General features: G+C 39.4%; 19 protein-coding genes. 17 read left to right on the top strand and 2 right to left on the bottom strand.

The window, feature by feature from the left end; genetic code table 11:
• The first annotated feature begins 10 nt into the window (after positions 1-10).
• The 6 genes from GX497_06480 (at position 11) to pheA (ending at position 4,139) form a co-directional block, all read left to right on the top strand.
• Positions 11-343 (top strand): ribosomal-processing cysteine protease Prp, encoded by a 333-nt coding sequence (locus GX497_06480; GenBank protein ID HHY72859.1) that lies wholly within the window; start codon positions 11-13, stop codon positions 341-343.
• A gap of 26 nt (positions 344-369) precedes the next feature.
• Positions 370-654 carry a 50S ribosomal protein L27 gene (gene rpmA, locus GX497_06485; protein HHY72860.1) on the top strand — a complete coding sequence of 95 codons (285 nt, stop codon included), beginning with the start codon at positions 370-372 and terminating at the stop codon, positions 652-654.
• 128 nt (positions 655-782) lie between these two features.
• Positions 783-1,322: a sporulation protein gene (locus GX497_06490; GenBank protein HHY72861.1), complete on the top strand. Its 540-nt coding sequence runs from the start codon at positions 783-785 to the stop codon at positions 1,320-1,322.
• A gap of 45 nt (positions 1,323-1,367) precedes the next feature.
• Positions 1,368-2,651, top strand: coding sequence for a GTPase ObgE (gene obgE / locus GX497_06495; protein HHY72862.1), 1,284 nt, complete (start codon positions 1,368-1,370; stop codon positions 2,649-2,651).
• 94 nt (positions 2,652-2,745) lie between these two features.
• Entirely contained in the window at positions 2,746-3,207 is a 462-nt protein-coding gene (locus GX497_06500) for an ACT domain-containing protein (protein ID HHY72863.1), read from the top strand.
• A gap of 47 nt (positions 3,208-3,254) precedes the next feature.
• Positions 3,255-4,139 carry a prephenate dehydratase gene (gene pheA, locus GX497_06505; GenBank protein HHY72864.1) on the top strand — a complete coding sequence of 295 codons (885 nt, stop codon included), beginning with the start codon at positions 3,255-3,257 and terminating at the stop codon, positions 4,137-4,139.
• Between the two features lie 72 nt (positions 4,140-4,211).
• Here the strand turns inward: pheA and GX497_06510 are convergent, their stop codons facing one another.
• On the bottom strand, positions 4,212-4,748 hold the full coding sequence (locus GX497_06510) for a transcription repressor NadR (protein ID HHY72865.1): 537 nt from the start codon (positions 4,746-4,748) through the stop codon (positions 4,212-4,214).
• A gap of 13 nt (positions 4,749-4,761) precedes the next feature.
• Positions 4,762-5,901: an IscS subfamily cysteine desulfurase gene (locus GX497_06515; GenBank protein ID HHY72866.1), complete on the bottom strand. Its 1,140-nt coding sequence runs from the start codon at positions 5,899-5,901 to the stop codon at positions 4,762-4,764.
• A 185-nt stretch (positions 5,902-6,086) separates the two neighbouring features.
• On the opposite strand from GX497_06515, the gene nadB reads away from it, so the two are divergent.
• The 11 genes from nadB to tgt all read left to right on the top strand — a co-directional run bounded on the left by nadB (position 6,087) and on the right by tgt (position 16,565).
• A complete protein-coding gene (gene nadB / locus GX497_06520; protein ID HHY72867.1) occupies positions 6,087-7,655 on the top strand; it encodes an L-aspartate oxidase in 1,569 nt (522 codons plus the stop codon).
• A gap of 44 nt (positions 7,656-7,699) precedes the next feature.
• The gene (nadC, locus tag GX497_06525; GenBank protein HHY72868.1) at positions 7,700-8,542 is read left to right on the top strand and encodes a carboxylating nicotinate-nucleotide diphosphorylase; all 843 of its coding nucleotides are present in this window, start codon (positions 7,700-7,702) and stop codon (positions 8,540-8,542) included.
• Entirely contained in the window at positions 8,542-9,663 is a 1,122-nt protein-coding gene (nadA, locus tag GX497_06530; protein HHY72869.1) for a quinolinate synthase NadA, read from the top strand. The genes nadC and nadA overlap by 1 nt, the downstream gene beginning before the upstream one ends.
• A gap of 170 nt (positions 9,664-9,833) precedes the next feature.
• Positions 9,834-11,057 (top strand): SafA/ExsA family spore coat assembly protein, encoded by a 1,224-nt coding sequence (gene safA / locus GX497_06535; protein ID HHY72870.1) that lies wholly within the window; start codon positions 9,834-9,836, stop codon positions 11,055-11,057.
• Between the two features lie 94 nt (positions 11,058-11,151).
• Positions 11,152-11,676, top strand: a complete 525-nt coding sequence (locus GX497_06540) for a hypothetical protein (protein ID HHY72871.1) — start codon at positions 11,152-11,154, stop codon at positions 11,674-11,676.
• An 87-nt stretch (positions 11,677-11,763) separates the two neighbouring features.
• Positions 11,764-12,345, top strand: a complete 582-nt coding sequence (locus GX497_06545) for a regulator (GenBank protein ID HHY72872.1) — start codon at positions 11,764-11,766, stop codon at positions 12,343-12,345.
• Between the two features lie 140 nt (positions 12,346-12,485).
• A complete protein-coding gene (ruvA, locus tag GX497_06550) occupies positions 12,486-13,103 on the top strand; it encodes a Holliday junction branch migration protein RuvA (GenBank protein ID HHY72873.1) in 618 nt (205 codons plus the stop codon).
• 39 nt (positions 13,104-13,142) lie between these two features.
• Positions 13,143-14,144 carry a Holliday junction branch migration DNA helicase RuvB gene (gene ruvB / locus GX497_06555; GenBank protein ID HHY72874.1) on the top strand — a complete coding sequence of 334 codons (1,002 nt, stop codon included), beginning with the start codon at positions 13,143-13,145 and terminating at the stop codon, positions 14,142-14,144.
• Positions 14,144-14,335, top strand: a complete 192-nt coding sequence (locus GX497_06560; protein ID HHY72875.1) for a DUF2905 domain-containing protein — start codon at positions 14,144-14,146, stop codon at positions 14,333-14,335. Before ruvB ends, GX497_06560 begins: the two co-directional genes overlap by 1 nt.
• A 37-nt stretch (positions 14,336-14,372) precedes the next feature.
• Entirely contained in the window at positions 14,373-15,401 is a 1,029-nt protein-coding gene (queA, locus tag GX497_06565) for a tRNA preQ1(34) S-adenosylmethionine ribosyltransferase-isomerase QueA (GenBank protein ID HHY72876.1), read from the top strand.
• Positions 15,402-15,425: 24 nt separating this feature from the next.
• Positions 15,426-16,565, top strand: a complete 1,140-nt coding sequence (tgt, locus tag GX497_06570) for a tRNA guanosine(34) transglycosylase Tgt (GenBank protein ID HHY72877.1) — start codon at positions 15,426-15,428, stop codon at positions 16,563-16,565.
• The last annotated feature ends 36 nt before the right edge of the window (positions 16,566-16,601 follow it).

Consider the following 16,601-nt stretch of genomic DNA (forward strand, 5'->3'; position numbering starts at 1 on the left):
GGTTGATTGAATGATTAAAGTAATTATAACAAGGCGTGCAGACCGTTCAATTGGCTCGTTTGAGTTAAGTGGGCACGCGGAATCTGGTCCTTATGGACATGATTTGGTGTGTGCGGCTGTTTCGGCTGTTGCTTTTGGAACAGTCAATGCGGTGTATGCTTTATGTCAGACGAAGCTTGAAATTGAACAAGGTAAAAAAGGCGGCTTTCTCCGCTGTGTTGTTCCTGATCATCTTGCTCAAGAAACAAATGAGAAAGTTCAATTATTACTTGAAGGTATGCTCGTATCTTTACAAACAATTGAGAATGATTACGGCAAATACATTCAAATAATGCAAAAATAAGTTTGAACGTATAGGAGGTGAGACTGATGTTAAGATTAGATCTTCAGTTTTTCGCATCTAAAAAAGGGGTAGGTAGTACAAAGAACGGTCGTGACTCTATCTCTAAGCGTCTAGGCGCTAAGCGTGCTGATGGCCAATTTGTTAACGGTGGAGAAATCCTTTACCGTCAACGTGGTACGAAAATCTATCCAGGAAATAATGTAGGTCGTGGTGGTGACGACACATTATTTGCTAAAACAGCTGGCATCGTACGTTACGAGCGTGTTGGTCGTGACAAGAAGCAAGTAAGTGTATATCCAGCTGCTCAATAATTAGGTAAAGCTAATTGCAGAAATAAAGGCTCTAACCAACCCAATTGGTTAGAGCCTTTATTTTTAGTTATCCATAAACAAAAATATTTGGTATAATGCACTTACAATAACTAAATAGAGGTAAAATTATGAAGAGAGAATGGAATGCAGTTGAAATCTTGCGGCATTCACGGCACGATTGGTTAAATAAATTGCAATTAATAAAAGGGAATCTAGCGTTAGACCGGTTAGATCGTGTTAATGAAATCATTGAAGAAATTATTATTGATACAAAAAATGAAGCGAAACTGTCTAACTTAAAAGCTCATAAGTTGGCGTCATTATTGATGTTATTTAACTGGGATGAGCGGCACTTTTTTCTTGATTTTGAGGTTATTGGTAATGAGCGCAATCTTTCTTTCCACGATGACGAACTAACTTCATGGTGTTTTGGTTTTTTAAATAATTTAAACAAGTCCATTAAACCCTTTGCTGAAAATAATTTAATTCTCTCAATCGAGTTATCGGACGAAGACGTTCGTTTTATTTATGATTTTAGTGGAATAATAGTAGACAAGAGGAGAATTTTAAATTACTTAGAAAACCAAAAAAATCATGGTATAATAAAAGTTTTAGAGTATGAAGTACATAAAAATGAATTAGTTGTTATAACCAAAATTTTGTTATAGGTATATAAAAAATTTTGATACAGCTGAGGATGAGAGGTGACAACAATGTTTGTCGATTACGTTAAGGTTTATGTAAAAGGCGGAGATGGTGGCAATGGCATGGTTGCTTATCGCCGTGAGAAATATGTTCCCAAAGGCGGCCCGGCAGGTGGCGATGGCGGCAATGGAGCGGATGTTGTTTTTGAGGTTGATGAAGGTTTACGGACGCTCATGGATTTTCGCTACCAAAGACATTTTAAGGCAGCTCGTGGTGAGCACGGGATGTCAAAAGGGATGCACGGGAAAAATGCCCAGCCAATGATTGTTAAAGTTCCCCCAGGCACTGTTGTTCGGGATGTGGCTACGAATGAAAAAATTGCAGATTTAACAATAGATGGTCAAAGGGCTGTTATTGCTAAAGGCGGTCGTGGTGGTCGTGGCAATACGCGTTTTGCTACCCCGGCAAATCCAGCTCCTGAAATTGCCGAAAATGGAGAGCCAGGCCAAGAGCGTGATGTCATTCTTGAATTAAAGGTGTTAGCTGATGTAGGCTTAGTTGGATTCCCAAGTGTTGGAAAGTCAACACTCTTATCTGTTGTTTCATCTGCCAAACCTAAAATTGCAGAGTACCATTTTACGACGATTGTTCCGAATCTCGGTGTTGTTGAGACCGAGGATGGTCGCAGTTTCGTTATGGCTGATTTACCCGGTTTAATTGAAGGTGCCCATCAAGGTGTTGGCTTAGGTCATCAATTTTTGCGTCATATTGAGCGGACAAGGGTTATAGTCCATGTAATTGATATGTCAGCAATGGAAGGCCGTGATCCTTACAACGACTATGTTACGATAAACGAAGAATTAAAGCAGTACAACCTAAGATTAACAGAAAGACCGCAAATTATTGTAGCCAATAAAATGGACATCCCTGGTGCTGAAGAAAATTTGGAAAAATTTAAAACACAGCTTGGCGAGGATTTGCCAATCTTTGCGATTTCAGCTGTCGCAAATCAGGGTTTGCGGGACCTGCTGTTCAAAATAGCGGATTTATTAGAAACTACGCCTGAGTTTCCTTTGGAAGAACAAGAGGATGAGGGAACACATATTTTGTATAAGCATGAAAAACAAGAAATTCCATTTGAAATTACAAGAGATGATGATGGAACCTTTGTTATTTCTGGTGCTGAAATTGAGAGAACATTTAAAATGACTGATTTCTCACGTGATGAATCTATACGCCGTTTTGCCCGCCAGATGAGGGGACTCGGTGTAGATGATGCCTTGCGTGAACGTGGCGCGAAAAATGGTGATATTGTCCGATTATTGGAGTTTGAATTTGAATTTATAGAATAAGTCCTAGACAAGGCTGTCTTTTTTGGACAGTCTTTTAAATTCATTGCAAAAAGCGTATTTATTTGCTTCACATGGTCGTGGGGAGGGGTTTTAGTTGAAGGCAAAAAATGATGATAAGGAACAAAGCTATTATTTAATTCGGGAAGATTTTTTGCCGGAAGCAATGAAAAAAACGTTGGAAGCTAAAGCGCTTATTGAGCGCGGCAAATCGGTTTCTGTCGCAGATGCAGTGCAAATGGTTGGGCTTAGCAGAAGTGCTTTTTACAAATATCGAGATGGGATTTTCCCATTTCATGCGATTGTAAAAGAACGGATTATTACACTTTTTTTTCATCTTGAGGACCGTTCAGGAACATTATCAGAAATGCTTGCGATGGTTGCTGATGCAGGTTGTAATGTTTTAACAATTAACCAAAATATACCGCTTCAAGGGAAAGCAAATGTGACCTTATCTCTAAATACTTCAGGAATGAAGGAAGATATTAATGTATTAATTCAAAGATTAAAGGGACTTGAATTTGTGAAGAAGGTAGAGATTCTTGGCTCTGGTGCTTAGTAAGTTCTAGGTTTAATAAGAATAGATTAAAAGGGAGAGAAGTATACGTGGCTTTAAAAGTTGGCTATTTAGGTCCAAAAGGGACTTTTACAAAAATTGCGGTTAATGAAATATTTCCTAATGAAGAAAATATTCCATATGATACAATTCTAGCAAGTATTGAAGCTGTTACGAACGGTGATGTAGAATTTGCTGTTGTTCCATTGGAAAATGCAATTGAAGGGTCTGTCAATATTACGATTGATTATTTAATTCATGAACAAAACCTGCCCATCGTTGGCGAAATTATTGTGCCAATCCGTCAGCATTTAATGGTGCATCCAAAAAATAAGTGTCAATGGGAAAATGCCACGACTGTTCTTTCTCATTCACATGCAATTGCCCAATGTCATAAATTTTTGCACACAAAAATGCCAAACGTTGAAATTCAATTTGTTAACTCCACTGGTGCAGCAGCAGAATATGTAAATGAGCATCCAGAGGACTGTATTGCTGCCATTGGAAACGAGTTGGCTGCAAAAGAATATGGGTTAGACATCGTGAAAAAAGATGTTCATGATTATGATAATAACCACACTCGTTTTGTCATTCTTCATAAAAACAATGTTGAACTAGGCACATCACAGCGCTCTTATGGCGGTGACCGCACAACGCTAATGGTTTCATTACCATCAGACTATGCAGGGGCATTACATCAAGTGTTGTCAGCATTTGCTTGGCGTAAATTAAATTTATCAAAGATTGAATCACGCCCAATGAAAACAGGGTTAGGTAATTATTTCTTCTTAATCGATGTGGAAATGAAAATGGATGAAGTTTTAATACCTGGAGTGGTGGCGGAGCTTGAAGCACTTGGCTGCTCTGTGCGGATTTTAGGTAGCTATCCATATTATTTTGTAGGAAAAGAACAAAGCAGTACATTACAAAATTAAAAAAGTTGCCCCGGTTAAAAAATTGCTCTCCTAAGTTTAAGAGGGGGACAAATTTTAGCCGGGGCATTAAAACTATTGCCGTACTAAAAAACCAGCTTCCGCTAACTTTTGGATGGCGTGATCTAGTTGTTCCTCACTATCGGCTTCAAGTGTATGGATATGCGGGCCTCCTGTAAGCTGAAGCAATAGCGGAGCATTTGTCTGTTTAACTTTTTCATAAAATTCGTCGACATCATTGCGGTTGCTAACTTCAATCGAGGCCGACAACTTCCCATAGAGCGGGTGTTCAACTTTGACATCCTTTACAGTTACACCGCAATCAACGATTAAATTTAGCTCATCTTTTGTTTGTTCATGATTATGTGTACTGACAATTTCTCTAGAAGGGCGCGTCTTTTTTTGTTCCTTGAAATAAACGTAACCTTGGGAGGTTGCAATAATTGGTTCATTGCGGGCCTTGAGCAAGGAAATATCCTGACTAATTACTTGTCGGCTTACATTAGTCTTTTCCGCTATGAAGCTTCCAGTCAGCGGTTTATCACTTTCTTTTAACCATTCGAGAATAAGTTTGCGCCGGTCTTCCCCAAGGATTTTTTTACCACTAGGCAAAATACTCTCCCCCTTATCCAACATTAAAATGCTTTTTCAAAAACGTTTGAAAAATATTGATTGTTTTCTTGATCTCAGCTTCCGTTGTTAGCTTTCCAAGTGAGAGGCGGACAAATTGTTTTGCTTCCTCCTTAGATTTTCCAATAGCTACTAAAGTTTTTGATGGCTTTTGCATGCCAACGGCACAAGCACTGCCAGTTGAAATGGCAACACCATAACGGTTGCATTCAAGCATTACATATTGACCTTCAATTCCAGCTACCGTTAGTCCGATAATATGCTCTAACCGTTGCTGGCTTGGGCCTAGCTCTGTAATTGTCCAAGCATCACTTTGAATCCCATTAATTAGCATTTCCCGCAAATATGTAAATCTTTTCTGTTCACTATCGATAATTGGAAAAACTTCTTCCGCCGCTGCAACAAATGCTGCAATTCCTGGAACATTGACCGTGCCTGGTCTAAAGCCGCTTTCATGTGTCGTATTTGGTATAACTGCTTTCCAAGTCCGCGCCGGATTTATATAACAAGCTCCGACGCCCTTTGGACCGTAAATTTTATGACTGGAGATGGAAATACTATCAAGTTTCGCCTCTCTCGCATCGATTTCAATTTTTCCAAACGTTTGAACACAGTCACTATGAAAAAGAATATCATGCTTATTTAGTAGTTCACCTATCAAAACTAAATCTTGGATAGCGCCGATTTCTGAATTTCCGTGGTGAATGGTTGCCAAAACTGTATCTGGACGAATGGCTTCACTCAAAGCTTCTAAATTGACTCTTCCTTCTTCGTTAACAGGGATAAAAGTAATTTCATAGCCACTTTCTTCTAATTGGTCCAAAGTGTTCGCAATCGATGAATGCTCTAATTTTGTCGAAATAATATGTTTCCCTTGTTTATGCTGCCCTTTAAGCAATGAATGAATCGCTAAATAATTTGACTCCGAGCCACCGCTTGTAAAAAAAATACCTTTAGCGTCACCGTTAATAAAACTAGCAATTGTTTTTCGTGATTCCTCCAAAATGGTTTGTGCGGTTGCGCCAATATCATGAAGACTACTTGAATTACCGAAAAATTGACTTGCAACTTGGCTATATACATGTAAAGCTTTTTCACTCATTGGTGTTGTTGCCGCATAATCTAAATAAATCACTGCTGTCCTCTCCTAACTGTTTTTCTCTGAATAATTATTGTGGAAAAATTGTCCAAATTGTGTCTTTTACATAAAAAAACTCTTGTCATTAGTTTAAATATATGTAAATATAAGTGTCAAGACAGTTCGATTTTTATGACATGAAAGCTAATTAAATCTATATGCTAAGATGTGGGGGCCAGATAATGACCGTAAAATGTATCGCAGATATCGTCATTATTGGAAGTGGCATTGCTGCTTTAGTAGCAGCTGAGCGTTTAAGTCAACAAAAAAATGTGATTATTATCACAAAGTCAAAAAAGGAAAATAGCAACTCGAACCGCGCCCAAGGGGGTGTCGCAGCAGCTATATCGCGAAATGATCATTGGGAATATCATTTTAGCGACACTTTGACAGCGGGAAATTACCATAACATTGAAAAAGCTGTGCAAACCCTTGTCCAAAAAGGACCTGGCTACCTTCGGGGCATGATGGATGAAGGCATATCCTTTGACAAGGATGGAAATGGGAAGCTTGTACTTGGGCAAGAAGGTGCCCATAGTATGCGGAGAATTTTACATGCTGGCGGCGATGCGACTGGAAAAGCTCTCGTTGACTTTATGTTCAATCGTCTTCGCTCAAATCGAAGGGTGAAAATTTTCGAAAATGTAGTCGCGGTTGATTTGATTGTTCAAGATAACCGCTGTTATGGGGTAAAGGTAAAAACAAATGCTGGAAAAATCAAACGATTATATACAAGTGATACGGTCCTTGCAGCTGGCGGCAGTGGGGGATTATATTCTTTTACATCGAATGATCCAACCGTAACAGGTGATGGCATCGCCATGGCTTATCGTGCAGGTGCTAAATTAGCAGATTTAGAGTTTGTTCAATTTCATCCAACATTGCTTTACATTAATGGTGATGTAAAAGGGCTTATTTCGGAGGCTGTACGTGGCGAAGGTGCTGTTCTCGTAACGAAAAATGGAGATCGATTAATGCGTGGCGTTCATCGTCAAGAGGACTTAGCCCCACGGGATGTCGTTTCACGAGAAATTAATCGGGCCGTTTTAAATGGAGAACAAATATTTCTAGATATTTCAATGATAAATGATTTTACGAATCGCTTTCCAACGATAACTGAGTTGTGTGAGCAAAATAGCGTTAATGTAAAGGCAGGAAAAATTCCAGTTGTACCTGGTGCACATTTTCATATGGGTGGTGTTGACGTTAATGAAGTGGGCCAAACTTCAGTCAATCATTTATATGCGATTGGTGAGGTTGCCTGTACCGGTGTCCATGGTGCTAACAGATTATCAAGCAACTCCCTCTTAGAAGGAATTGTTTTTGCAAATGAATTAGCAGATTTTCTTTTAAGCATGGAAGCACCGCAAGAATTTGAAATTCCTTCGCTCAAAATAGTGAATGAAAAAATTGAATCCATATCTTTACCTACTAAAGAAGAAATAAAAGCAATCATGATGAAATACGCTGGAATTGTTCGTGACGAAAAAGGATTACAATACGCAAAGCAATGGTTTGAACAATACGTACCAACCAATGAAATCATCCAAGTGCCAGCAGAACATTTGACATATGAACAAATTAGTATTTATAACATGCTACAGGCAGGATGGCTTATTACAACTTCAGCTTTAATGAGAGAAGAAAGCCGTGGTGGCCATTATCGCTCTGATTTTTCAGAAGAAAGCAATGATTGGTTGAAGAAAAAAATCGTAAGAAGCTCTCTCATCCCTGCACATAGCACATTTTAAAGAGGCAGTACGGCAACTAATAAAATAAGGGGTAATTTCAAAAAATGAACAAAATTAAACTGCGTAAGAAATTACAAGAGTTTTATATAGAGGATTTAGGAGAATTCGATATCACTAGTGAATATATTTTTCCGTTAGCAAAAGTATCGAGTGGAAGCTTTTTAGTGAAAAAAGACGGTGTACTTGCTGGTGTTGAAATCATTAAAGAAGCGTATGCACTTTTTGACCCATCGATTGAAGTGGTGTTATACAAAAAAGATGGAGACTTTGTTGAAAAAGGGGAAATCATTGCTTCTGTTAAAGGGCCTGTTGCGTATTTGTTAAGTGCCGAGCGTGTCATTTTAAACCTTATTCAGCATATGAGTGGTATTGCTACTTTAACAAGAGAAGCGGTTATGGCGCTGAACAGTGACCATACAAGAATTTGTGATACAAGAAAAACAATGCCGGGTTTAAGGATGTTTGATAAATATGCGATTCGTTGCGGCGGCGGTTTTAACCATCGCTTTGGCTTGTATGATGGTGTCATGATTAAGGACAACCATATTACTTTTGCCGGTAGTATTAAAGAAGCAGTTGCCAAAGTTCGTTCCCAAGTTGGGCATATGGTGAAAATTGAGGTTGAAACGGAGTCAAAGGAACAAGTGTTAGAAGCAATTGAAGCTGGGGCGGATGTCATCATGTTCGATAATCGCTCACCAGAGGAGGTTGCCGAATATGTCAAGCTCGTTCCGAAAGGCATTGTAACAGAAATTTCCGGTGGCCTAACTTTAGATACAATCGGCTCTTATCGTGATACAAAAGTTGATTATATTTCGCTTGGAATGCTGACACATTCTGTAGTAGCATTGGACATAAGCTTTAATCTTGAGGGAGGAGATAAATAATGGGAATTCTTGATGTTTTGGCAGCAAACAAAAACGTTACAATTCCTGAGCGTTATAAAAATATGGGCGTTGCTGAAATGGAAAACCGCGTCCGTGAAATTAAGAAAAAGTTCGGTGAAAGATTATTTCTTCCTTGTCATCATTATCAAAAAGATGAGGTTGTTCAATTTGCAGATGCTACAGGCGATTCATTACGTCTTGCACAGCTTGCTGCGGAAAATAAAAAAGCTGAATATATTGTTTTCTGTGGCGTACATTTTATGGCTGAAACGGCAGATATGTTAACGAGAGACGATCAAATTGTTGTCTTGCCGGATATGAGAGCTGGCTGTTCAATGGCTGATATGGCCGATATGGAGCAAACAGAACGTGCTTGGAAAGTAATGCAGGAAACATTTGGTGATACTGTTCTTCCAGTTACGTATATAAATTCGACAGCGGCTATTAAAGCGTTTTGTGGACGACATGGTGGTGCAACAGTAACATCCTCCAACGCCAAAAAAATGATTGAATGGGCTTTTACCCAAAAAGAACGTCTTTTGTTTTTGCCTGACCAGCATTTGGGCCGGAATACTTGCGTTGATTTAGGTATCCCACTAGAGCAAATGGCTGTATGGGATCCAATTCATGATCAGTTTGAATATGATGGCGACAACTTGCAAGATGTGAAGGTGATTTTGTGGAAAGGTCACTGTTCTGTTCATGAAAGTTTTACAATGGAAAATGTTGAGGAGATTCGTAAGACAAAGCCACATATGAATATTCTCGTTCACCCAGAATGCATGCATGAAGTCGTGAAAGTATCCGATTATAATGGTTCAACAAGTTATATTATCGAAACAATCAAAAAGGCACCTGCTGGAAGCCAATGGGCGATTGGTACGGAAATGAATTTAGTCAAAAGAATCATTGCCGAGCATCCAGATAAAGAAATCATGTCACTTAATCCGAATATGTGCCCATGTATGACGATGAATCGCATTGACTTACCTCATTTATTATGGGCATTAGAAACAATTGAACAAGACGACAAAAGTGAATTATTGAATCGAATTACTGTTGATAAACAAATTGCCAAGGATGCATTGCTTGCATTAGATAAAATGTTGGAGCATGTTTAAAAAATAATTATAAAATAAGAGAAGGTCGGATACGATGTATCGGCCTTTTTCTGTTTATACATAAATTGAAAATTTTTAGCATAAGTTTTTACGAAAGATAATAATAAAGGTAGCATTTTGCCCATAAGCCCATATAATAATAAAGACATTTTAGAGGAGGTATATGCACCATGAAGATTCATATCGTACAAAAAGGCGATACGCTTTGGAAAATCGCACAAAAGTATGGTGTAGATTTTAACGAGCTAAAATCTGTAAATTCACAACTTAGCAACCCTGATATGATTATGCCTGGTATGAAAATAAAAATTCCGACAGGCAGTGTTCCAGTGGTAAAAAAAGAACATCCAATGGCGCCACACATGCCTATTGCAAAAGAAATGCCAATTGTGAAGGAAATGCCGCAGCAAATTTTACCAACCCCTATACAAAAAGAAATGCCAATCCCGCCAATGCCTGTAGAACAAGAAATTGATTATAATATTGAACAAAAAATGTATAATTATACGTTCAATGTACCTACTTTTCCGACTATTCCCTATATGCCAATTAAAGAAGCAGCACCTAAAAAGGTAAAAGAAGCCCCTGTAAAAGAAATGCCAGTTCCTTGTCCTGAACCAGAAGTTATGGAAGAATTCGTGCCACCAACGATGCCAGCACAGCCAATGCCTTGTCCACCATGTGTTCCAGTAACAGGTGTTCTGCCAGGAAGCGGTTTGCCATGTGGATATTATCCAGTGCCGGTTTCGTATTCACCATACCAAAATCCTTATGGATTTTCATATGGAGCTTTGCCAGGAGTTCCAGCAACAGCTAATTTTTCACAACCATCAGTTGTAAGCCCAATGATGTCTGACGAAGATGACCTTGATGATGTTGCAGTCCAAATGTATCCTGGGCTTTCTACAACTGCCATGCCTGCATTTCAAATGCCGACTGCAGGAAGCGATTGTGGTTGCGGTTCCTCGGCTGGTTACGGAGGCATGCCAGCTGGCTATGGTAGTGGCACACAAGCAGCTCCAGCGGTTGGCTATGGTGGTATGCCAGTAGGTTATGGTAGCATGCCAACTGGTTATGCTGGGGCACAAACGGGCATGCCAGTAGGCTATGGCGGCATGCCGACAGGTTACGGCGGTACGTCGATGGGATTACCAGCCGGCTATGCCAATGCACCAATGGGAATGCCTATGGGTTATGGAGGCATGCCAACTGGCCACGATGGCATAATAATGGGAATGCCAGAAGGTTTGGGCAATATACCAACAGGATTCCCGGCGGGATTTGAACAACCCGGTTATCCATATGGACAGTTTCAAGCACCGATGCCACCTTCGACTTTAGGAGTGCCACCTTTAAGGGATGACAATCTAGAAGAGGATGATTCAGATTGGTAAAAATAAAATAGCGTAAAATGAGCCTTTAATCGCCAACCTAAAAGTGGGGATGACAAACCCAATATCCTCAAAAGTGGCGGGGAGGCTTGTTCTTATGAAAGAATTACGACGTTCACTATTTGCAATGTCAACAATCATAGGAATCAGTACTGTTGTGGTACTTGCAGGTTGCGGGATTAATAATCAAGCACAAAATGAGCTTTCACCAATAGAAAATACTGGGGCATTTCGATATGTAAATGACCGCGGCTTTAATGACCAACAAATGGTCCGCCAAGTAAATGATCTGAATGGCACCAATTTAGCTCAAGGAAGTTATGGCTACAATGACTATAATTACCATGGACACTTAAACACAACCTATAATGGCGTACCAACAAGGTCGTATCATTCTGGTTATGATAATGTAATTGCTCAAAAAATTACCGACAGAATTGAACATGTTGCAAATGTTAATGATGTTGCAGCTATCATCGATGGAGATACGATTGTAGTTGTGATTGATACCGACGAAAAAAATCAGCAAAAAATTGAAAATAAAGTTTACCGCATTGTTGAAGGGATGGCACCTGGGCGAAATATAAAGGTAATTACAGACAAAAGCATGTTTAACAAATAAATTTGGATAAAGCTTCTATTTATTGGTGACACTAGTAGTGATACCAGAATAGAAGTTTTTTTAATTTAAAAGCCGAGGTGACCAATGATGACTCCTTTATTTAAAAAAGCTCATGCCGTTAAGTATTTGGTTGTAGGCTTCTTAATCAGTGGCATTTCAGTATTTTTATTTTTTTTCGATACTGCTGCTGAGAATAATGGAGTAGCAGAAAAGCAAATTAACAAAAGCGAAACACAAACAAATGCTATCCAGGTTTCAGGTCCATTAACCGTGAATGTGATTTTGCAACGTCAATATATTGACGGAAATACAAGTGAGGAAGTTGTAAAAGAAACGATTTGGTCAATGGAAGACTTTTGGGCTGAGTATTATGACTGGCAGCTTGTCGATCACAGGGAAGGACAAATGATTTTTAGAAAAAATATCGATGATATTTCTCCTTTGCTTAAGGCTAACGGGTATTTCGGAATAACAGAGGATGGAATATTAACAATATTCAAAGGTGTACCGGAAAAATCTGAGGAAGTCATCCAGTCTTTTTTTCAAATTGATATTAGTAAACTTGAAAGCAGACAGCAGGAAGAGCTGAAAAAGGGGATTCCAGTAGTATCAAAAGACCATTATATCCAAGTGATTGACAGCTTTAAAACACTAGGAATTAAACAATGACTAAAAAAGGGTTGGGCACTTAAATTATACAAGGGCCTGCCCTTTTTTCTTCTACATACAGAAGTGAAATATGGTAGAATGATAAAAGTATATAGAAATACATGTTCGCTGAGTTAAGCAATATAGGGAGAGGAAATTTTTTGATTGAATTTATTCATGGAAAAGTTGATTTTGTTAGTCCAGAGTTTATTGTCATAGATGTGTCAGGGGTTGGCTATCAAATTTATACACCTAACCCATTCTTATTTCAAAAAGATTTAAATCAAATAATCAAGGTTTACACATACCAATACGTAAGGGAAGATACGCTTGCTTTATATGGATTCGAAACAAGGCAGGAACGAACGCTTTTTACAAAATTATTAAATGTGTCGGGAATTGGACCAAAGGGGGGCTTGGCTATTCTTGCGGCTGGGCAGCCAAGTGCGGTTGTACAAGCGATTGAGGATGAGAACGAAAAGTTTCTAGTTAAATTTCCAGGCGTTGGGAAAAAGACGGCTAGACAAATGATTTTAGACTTAAAAGGAAAATTAAATGACTTATTGCCAGAGCTAATGCCAGATTTATTTGAGCCAGAAAAAATAGGAACTGTAAATATTGCTGCTACGTACACGGTTGAATTAGAAGAAGCAATCGAAGCATTGAAGGTTCTTGGTTATGCAGAAAAAGAAATAAATAAGGTTATTCCAAAGCTGAAAACGGAAGAACTACGAACAGACCAATACATAAAAAAAGCGCTGCAGCTTTTGCTTAGTTAGTGAAGTGTTTAGATGCTTAAGTAGTGGAGGTGTTTCGAGGTGGACGAACGCTTAATATCAAGCGAATATAATCTTGATGAAGATTTATTTGAGCAAAGTCTGCGGCCTAAATTTTTAAGCCAATATATCGGTCAAGAAAAAGTGAAGCAAAATTTAAAAATATTTATCGAAGCGGCAAAAATGAGAAACGAATCATTAGACCATGTTTTGCTTTATGGCCCACCGGGACTTGGGAAAACAACATTAGCGGCGATTATCGCCAATGAAATGAATGTAAACATGAGAACAACGTCAGGCCCAGCCATTGAACGTCCTGGAGAGTTGGCCGCAATTTTAACAGCGCTTGAGCCGGGTGATGTGTTGTTTATCGACGAAATCCACCGTCTGCCACGCAGTGTGGAAGAAGTTCTATATACTGCGTTGGAGGACTTTTGCATCGATATTGTCATTGGCAAAGGTCCTAGCGTAAGGTCTGTAAAGCTTGAGTTGCCACCGTTTACATTGGTTGGGGCAACGACTAGAGTAGGATTGTTAACAGCTCCTTTGCGCGACCGTTTTGGTGTTCACTCACGATTGGAGTATTATCAAGTAGAAGAATTAACAAATATCGTCGAGCGGACAGCTGAGATTTTTTCAATTGAAATTGAAAGTCTTGCATCAATTGAAATCGCTAGGCGCTCAAGGGGGACACCGCGGATTGCTAACCGTCTTTTAAAAAGGGTTCGTGATTTTGCGCAAGTAAAAGGAAATGGTACAATAACGAGAGATTTGGCGGTACATTCGTTGGAAATGCTGCAAGTAGACAGCTTAGGCTTGGATCATATTGACCATAAGCTTTTAATGGCGATTATTGAAAAATTCCGCGGCGGCCCAGTGGGGCTTGATACAATAGCTGCAACCATTGGTGAAGAAGCCCATACGATTGAGGAAGTATATGAGCCGTATTTGCTGCAAATTGGCTTTTTACAACGAACGCCAAGAGGTCGTGTTGCTACACCGCAAGTTTATCAACATTTCCATATGGAGGTGCCTCATCTATAATGGGAAAAATGTTAATGCTTATGGGAGTTGTATTAATTATTGTCGGCTTTCTATGGCAATTTATCGGCAAGCTTCCAGGTGATATTGTCTATAAAAAAGGCAATACTACTTTTTATTTTCCAATTGTAACTTCCATTGTAATCAGTATTGTACTATCGCTCATTTTTTATGTAATCGGTCGCTTCCGCTAATTTTTCAAAACGTTCACCAATAGAGAAGGAGATAAACATGAAGGTTGACTTATTTGATTTCGATTTGCCAGACGAGCTAATAGCGCAGAAACCTTTAGAAGAACGGACAGCTTCACGGCTGATGGTGCTTAATAAAAAAACGGGTGAATACAAGCATGAACAGTTTAAAGGTATAGTGAATTATTTACAGCCAGGAGATTGTCTTGTTTTAAATGATACGCGTGTATTGCCTGCTCGGCTTTATGGCATGAAGGAAGATACAGGTGCAAAAGTTGAGGTGTTATTATTAAAGCAGCTCGAAAATGACCTTTGGGAAACATTGGTAAAACCTGCTAAACGTGTTAAAGTTGGCACTGTCATCACATTCGGTGATGGCCGCTTAAAAGCAAAATGTGTTGATGAAAGTGAACATGGTGGGCGTAACTTTGAGTTTTTATATGAAGGTATTTTTTATGAAGTTTTAGACTCTTTAGGGGAAATGCCACTTCCTCCTTATATAAAAGAACAGCTCGAAGACCGTGAACGCTATCAAACTGTATTTGCACGGGAACGCGGCTCAGCAGCAGCACCGACGGCAGGTTTACATTTCACAGAAGAACTCCTTGAGGAAATTCGCCAAAAAGGAGTGCATGTTGCTTTTATAACCCTCCATGTTGGTCTTGGCACCTTTCGCCCGGTGAGTGTGGAAAAAGTGGAAGAGCACGACATGCACGGGGAATTTTATCAAATGACGAAAGAAACAGCAGAGCTACTAAATCGTGTGCAAACTGGTGGTGGAAAAATTATTTCCGTTGGGACTACCTCAACACGGACGTTGGAAACAATTGCTTCTAAATTTGCTGGCCACTTTCATGAGGATTCCGGTTGGACGAATATCTTTATTTATCCAGGTTATGAGTTTAAAGCAATCAATGCAATGTTAACAAACTTTCATCTTCCGAAATCAACATTAGTCATGTTAATTAGTGCGCTAGCTGGTCGTGAGCATGTTTTACATGCATACCAAGAAGCAGTAAAGGAAAGGTATCGTTTTTTTAGTTTTGGCGATGCGATGTTAATTATTTAATTAATAAAGAAAGGGGAACATTTAGTGACACCGATTCGTTATGAATTGATCAAAACATGTAAACAAACAGGAGCTAGGCTTGGGCGGGTTACAACGCCGCACAGCACTTTTGAAACACCGGTATTTATGCCTGTTGGGACACTCGCAACCGTTAAGACGATGAGCCCAGACGAATTAACAGAAATGGGTGCCGGGATTATTTTAAGTAATACATACCATCTTTGGCTAAGGCCTGGCGAAGATATCGTTCAGGAAGCGGGCGGGCTTCATAAATTTATGAATTGGGATCGCTCGATTTTAACAGATTCTGGCGGCTTTCAAGTGTTTAGTTTAAGTGAATTTCGTGATATTACGGAGGAAGGCGTCCATTTTCGCAATCATTTAAACGGGGAAAAGCTGTTTTTATCACCGGAAAAAGCGATGCAAATCCAAAACGCTTTAGGCTCTGATATTATGATGGCTTTTGATGAATGCCCGCCATATCCGGCAACACCTGAATATATGAAAAAATCGGTGGAACGTACAAGCCGCTGGGCAGAGCGCTGCTTGGAAGCACATTCTCGAAAACATGATCAAGGCTTATTTGGCATCGTTCAAGGCGGGGAATACGAAGAATTTCGAAAAATGAGCGCCAAAGACTTAGTTTCTCTCGATTTCCCAGGCTATGCGATTGGCGGGCTTTCTGTCGGGGAGCCAAAGGATATTATGAACAGGGTGCTTGAATTCACTACACCATTATTACCAGACGATAAACCGCGTTATTTAATGGGGGTTGGTTCACCTGATTCATTAATAGATGGTGCCATCCGCGGTGTAGATATGTTTGATTGTGTTTTGCCAACGCGGATTGCTAGAAATGGAACGGTGATGACAAGCGAGGGTCGTCTTGTTGTCCGCAACGCGAAATATGCTCGTGACTTTACGCCTTTAGATCATAACTGTGATTGTAAAGTATGCAAAAATTATACACGCGCTTATATTCGCCACTTAATTAGATGTGATGAAACATTTGGAATAAGACTTACTACTTACCATAATCTCTATTTTCTGTTAAAATTGATGGAGAACGTTCGACAAGCCATCCGTGAGGACCGCCTCGGTGATTTCCGTGAAGAATTTTTTGAACTGTATGGGTTTAATCGGCCCGATGCAAAAAACTTCTAAATCCGATGGTTTTAGAATATAGTTTTACAAATCAAA

The organism is Bacillus sp. (in: firmicutes) (assembly GCA_012842745.1).
In the GTDB taxonomy this organism is placed as follows: domain Bacteria; phylum Bacillota; class Bacilli; order Bacillales; family Bacillaceae_J; genus Schinkia.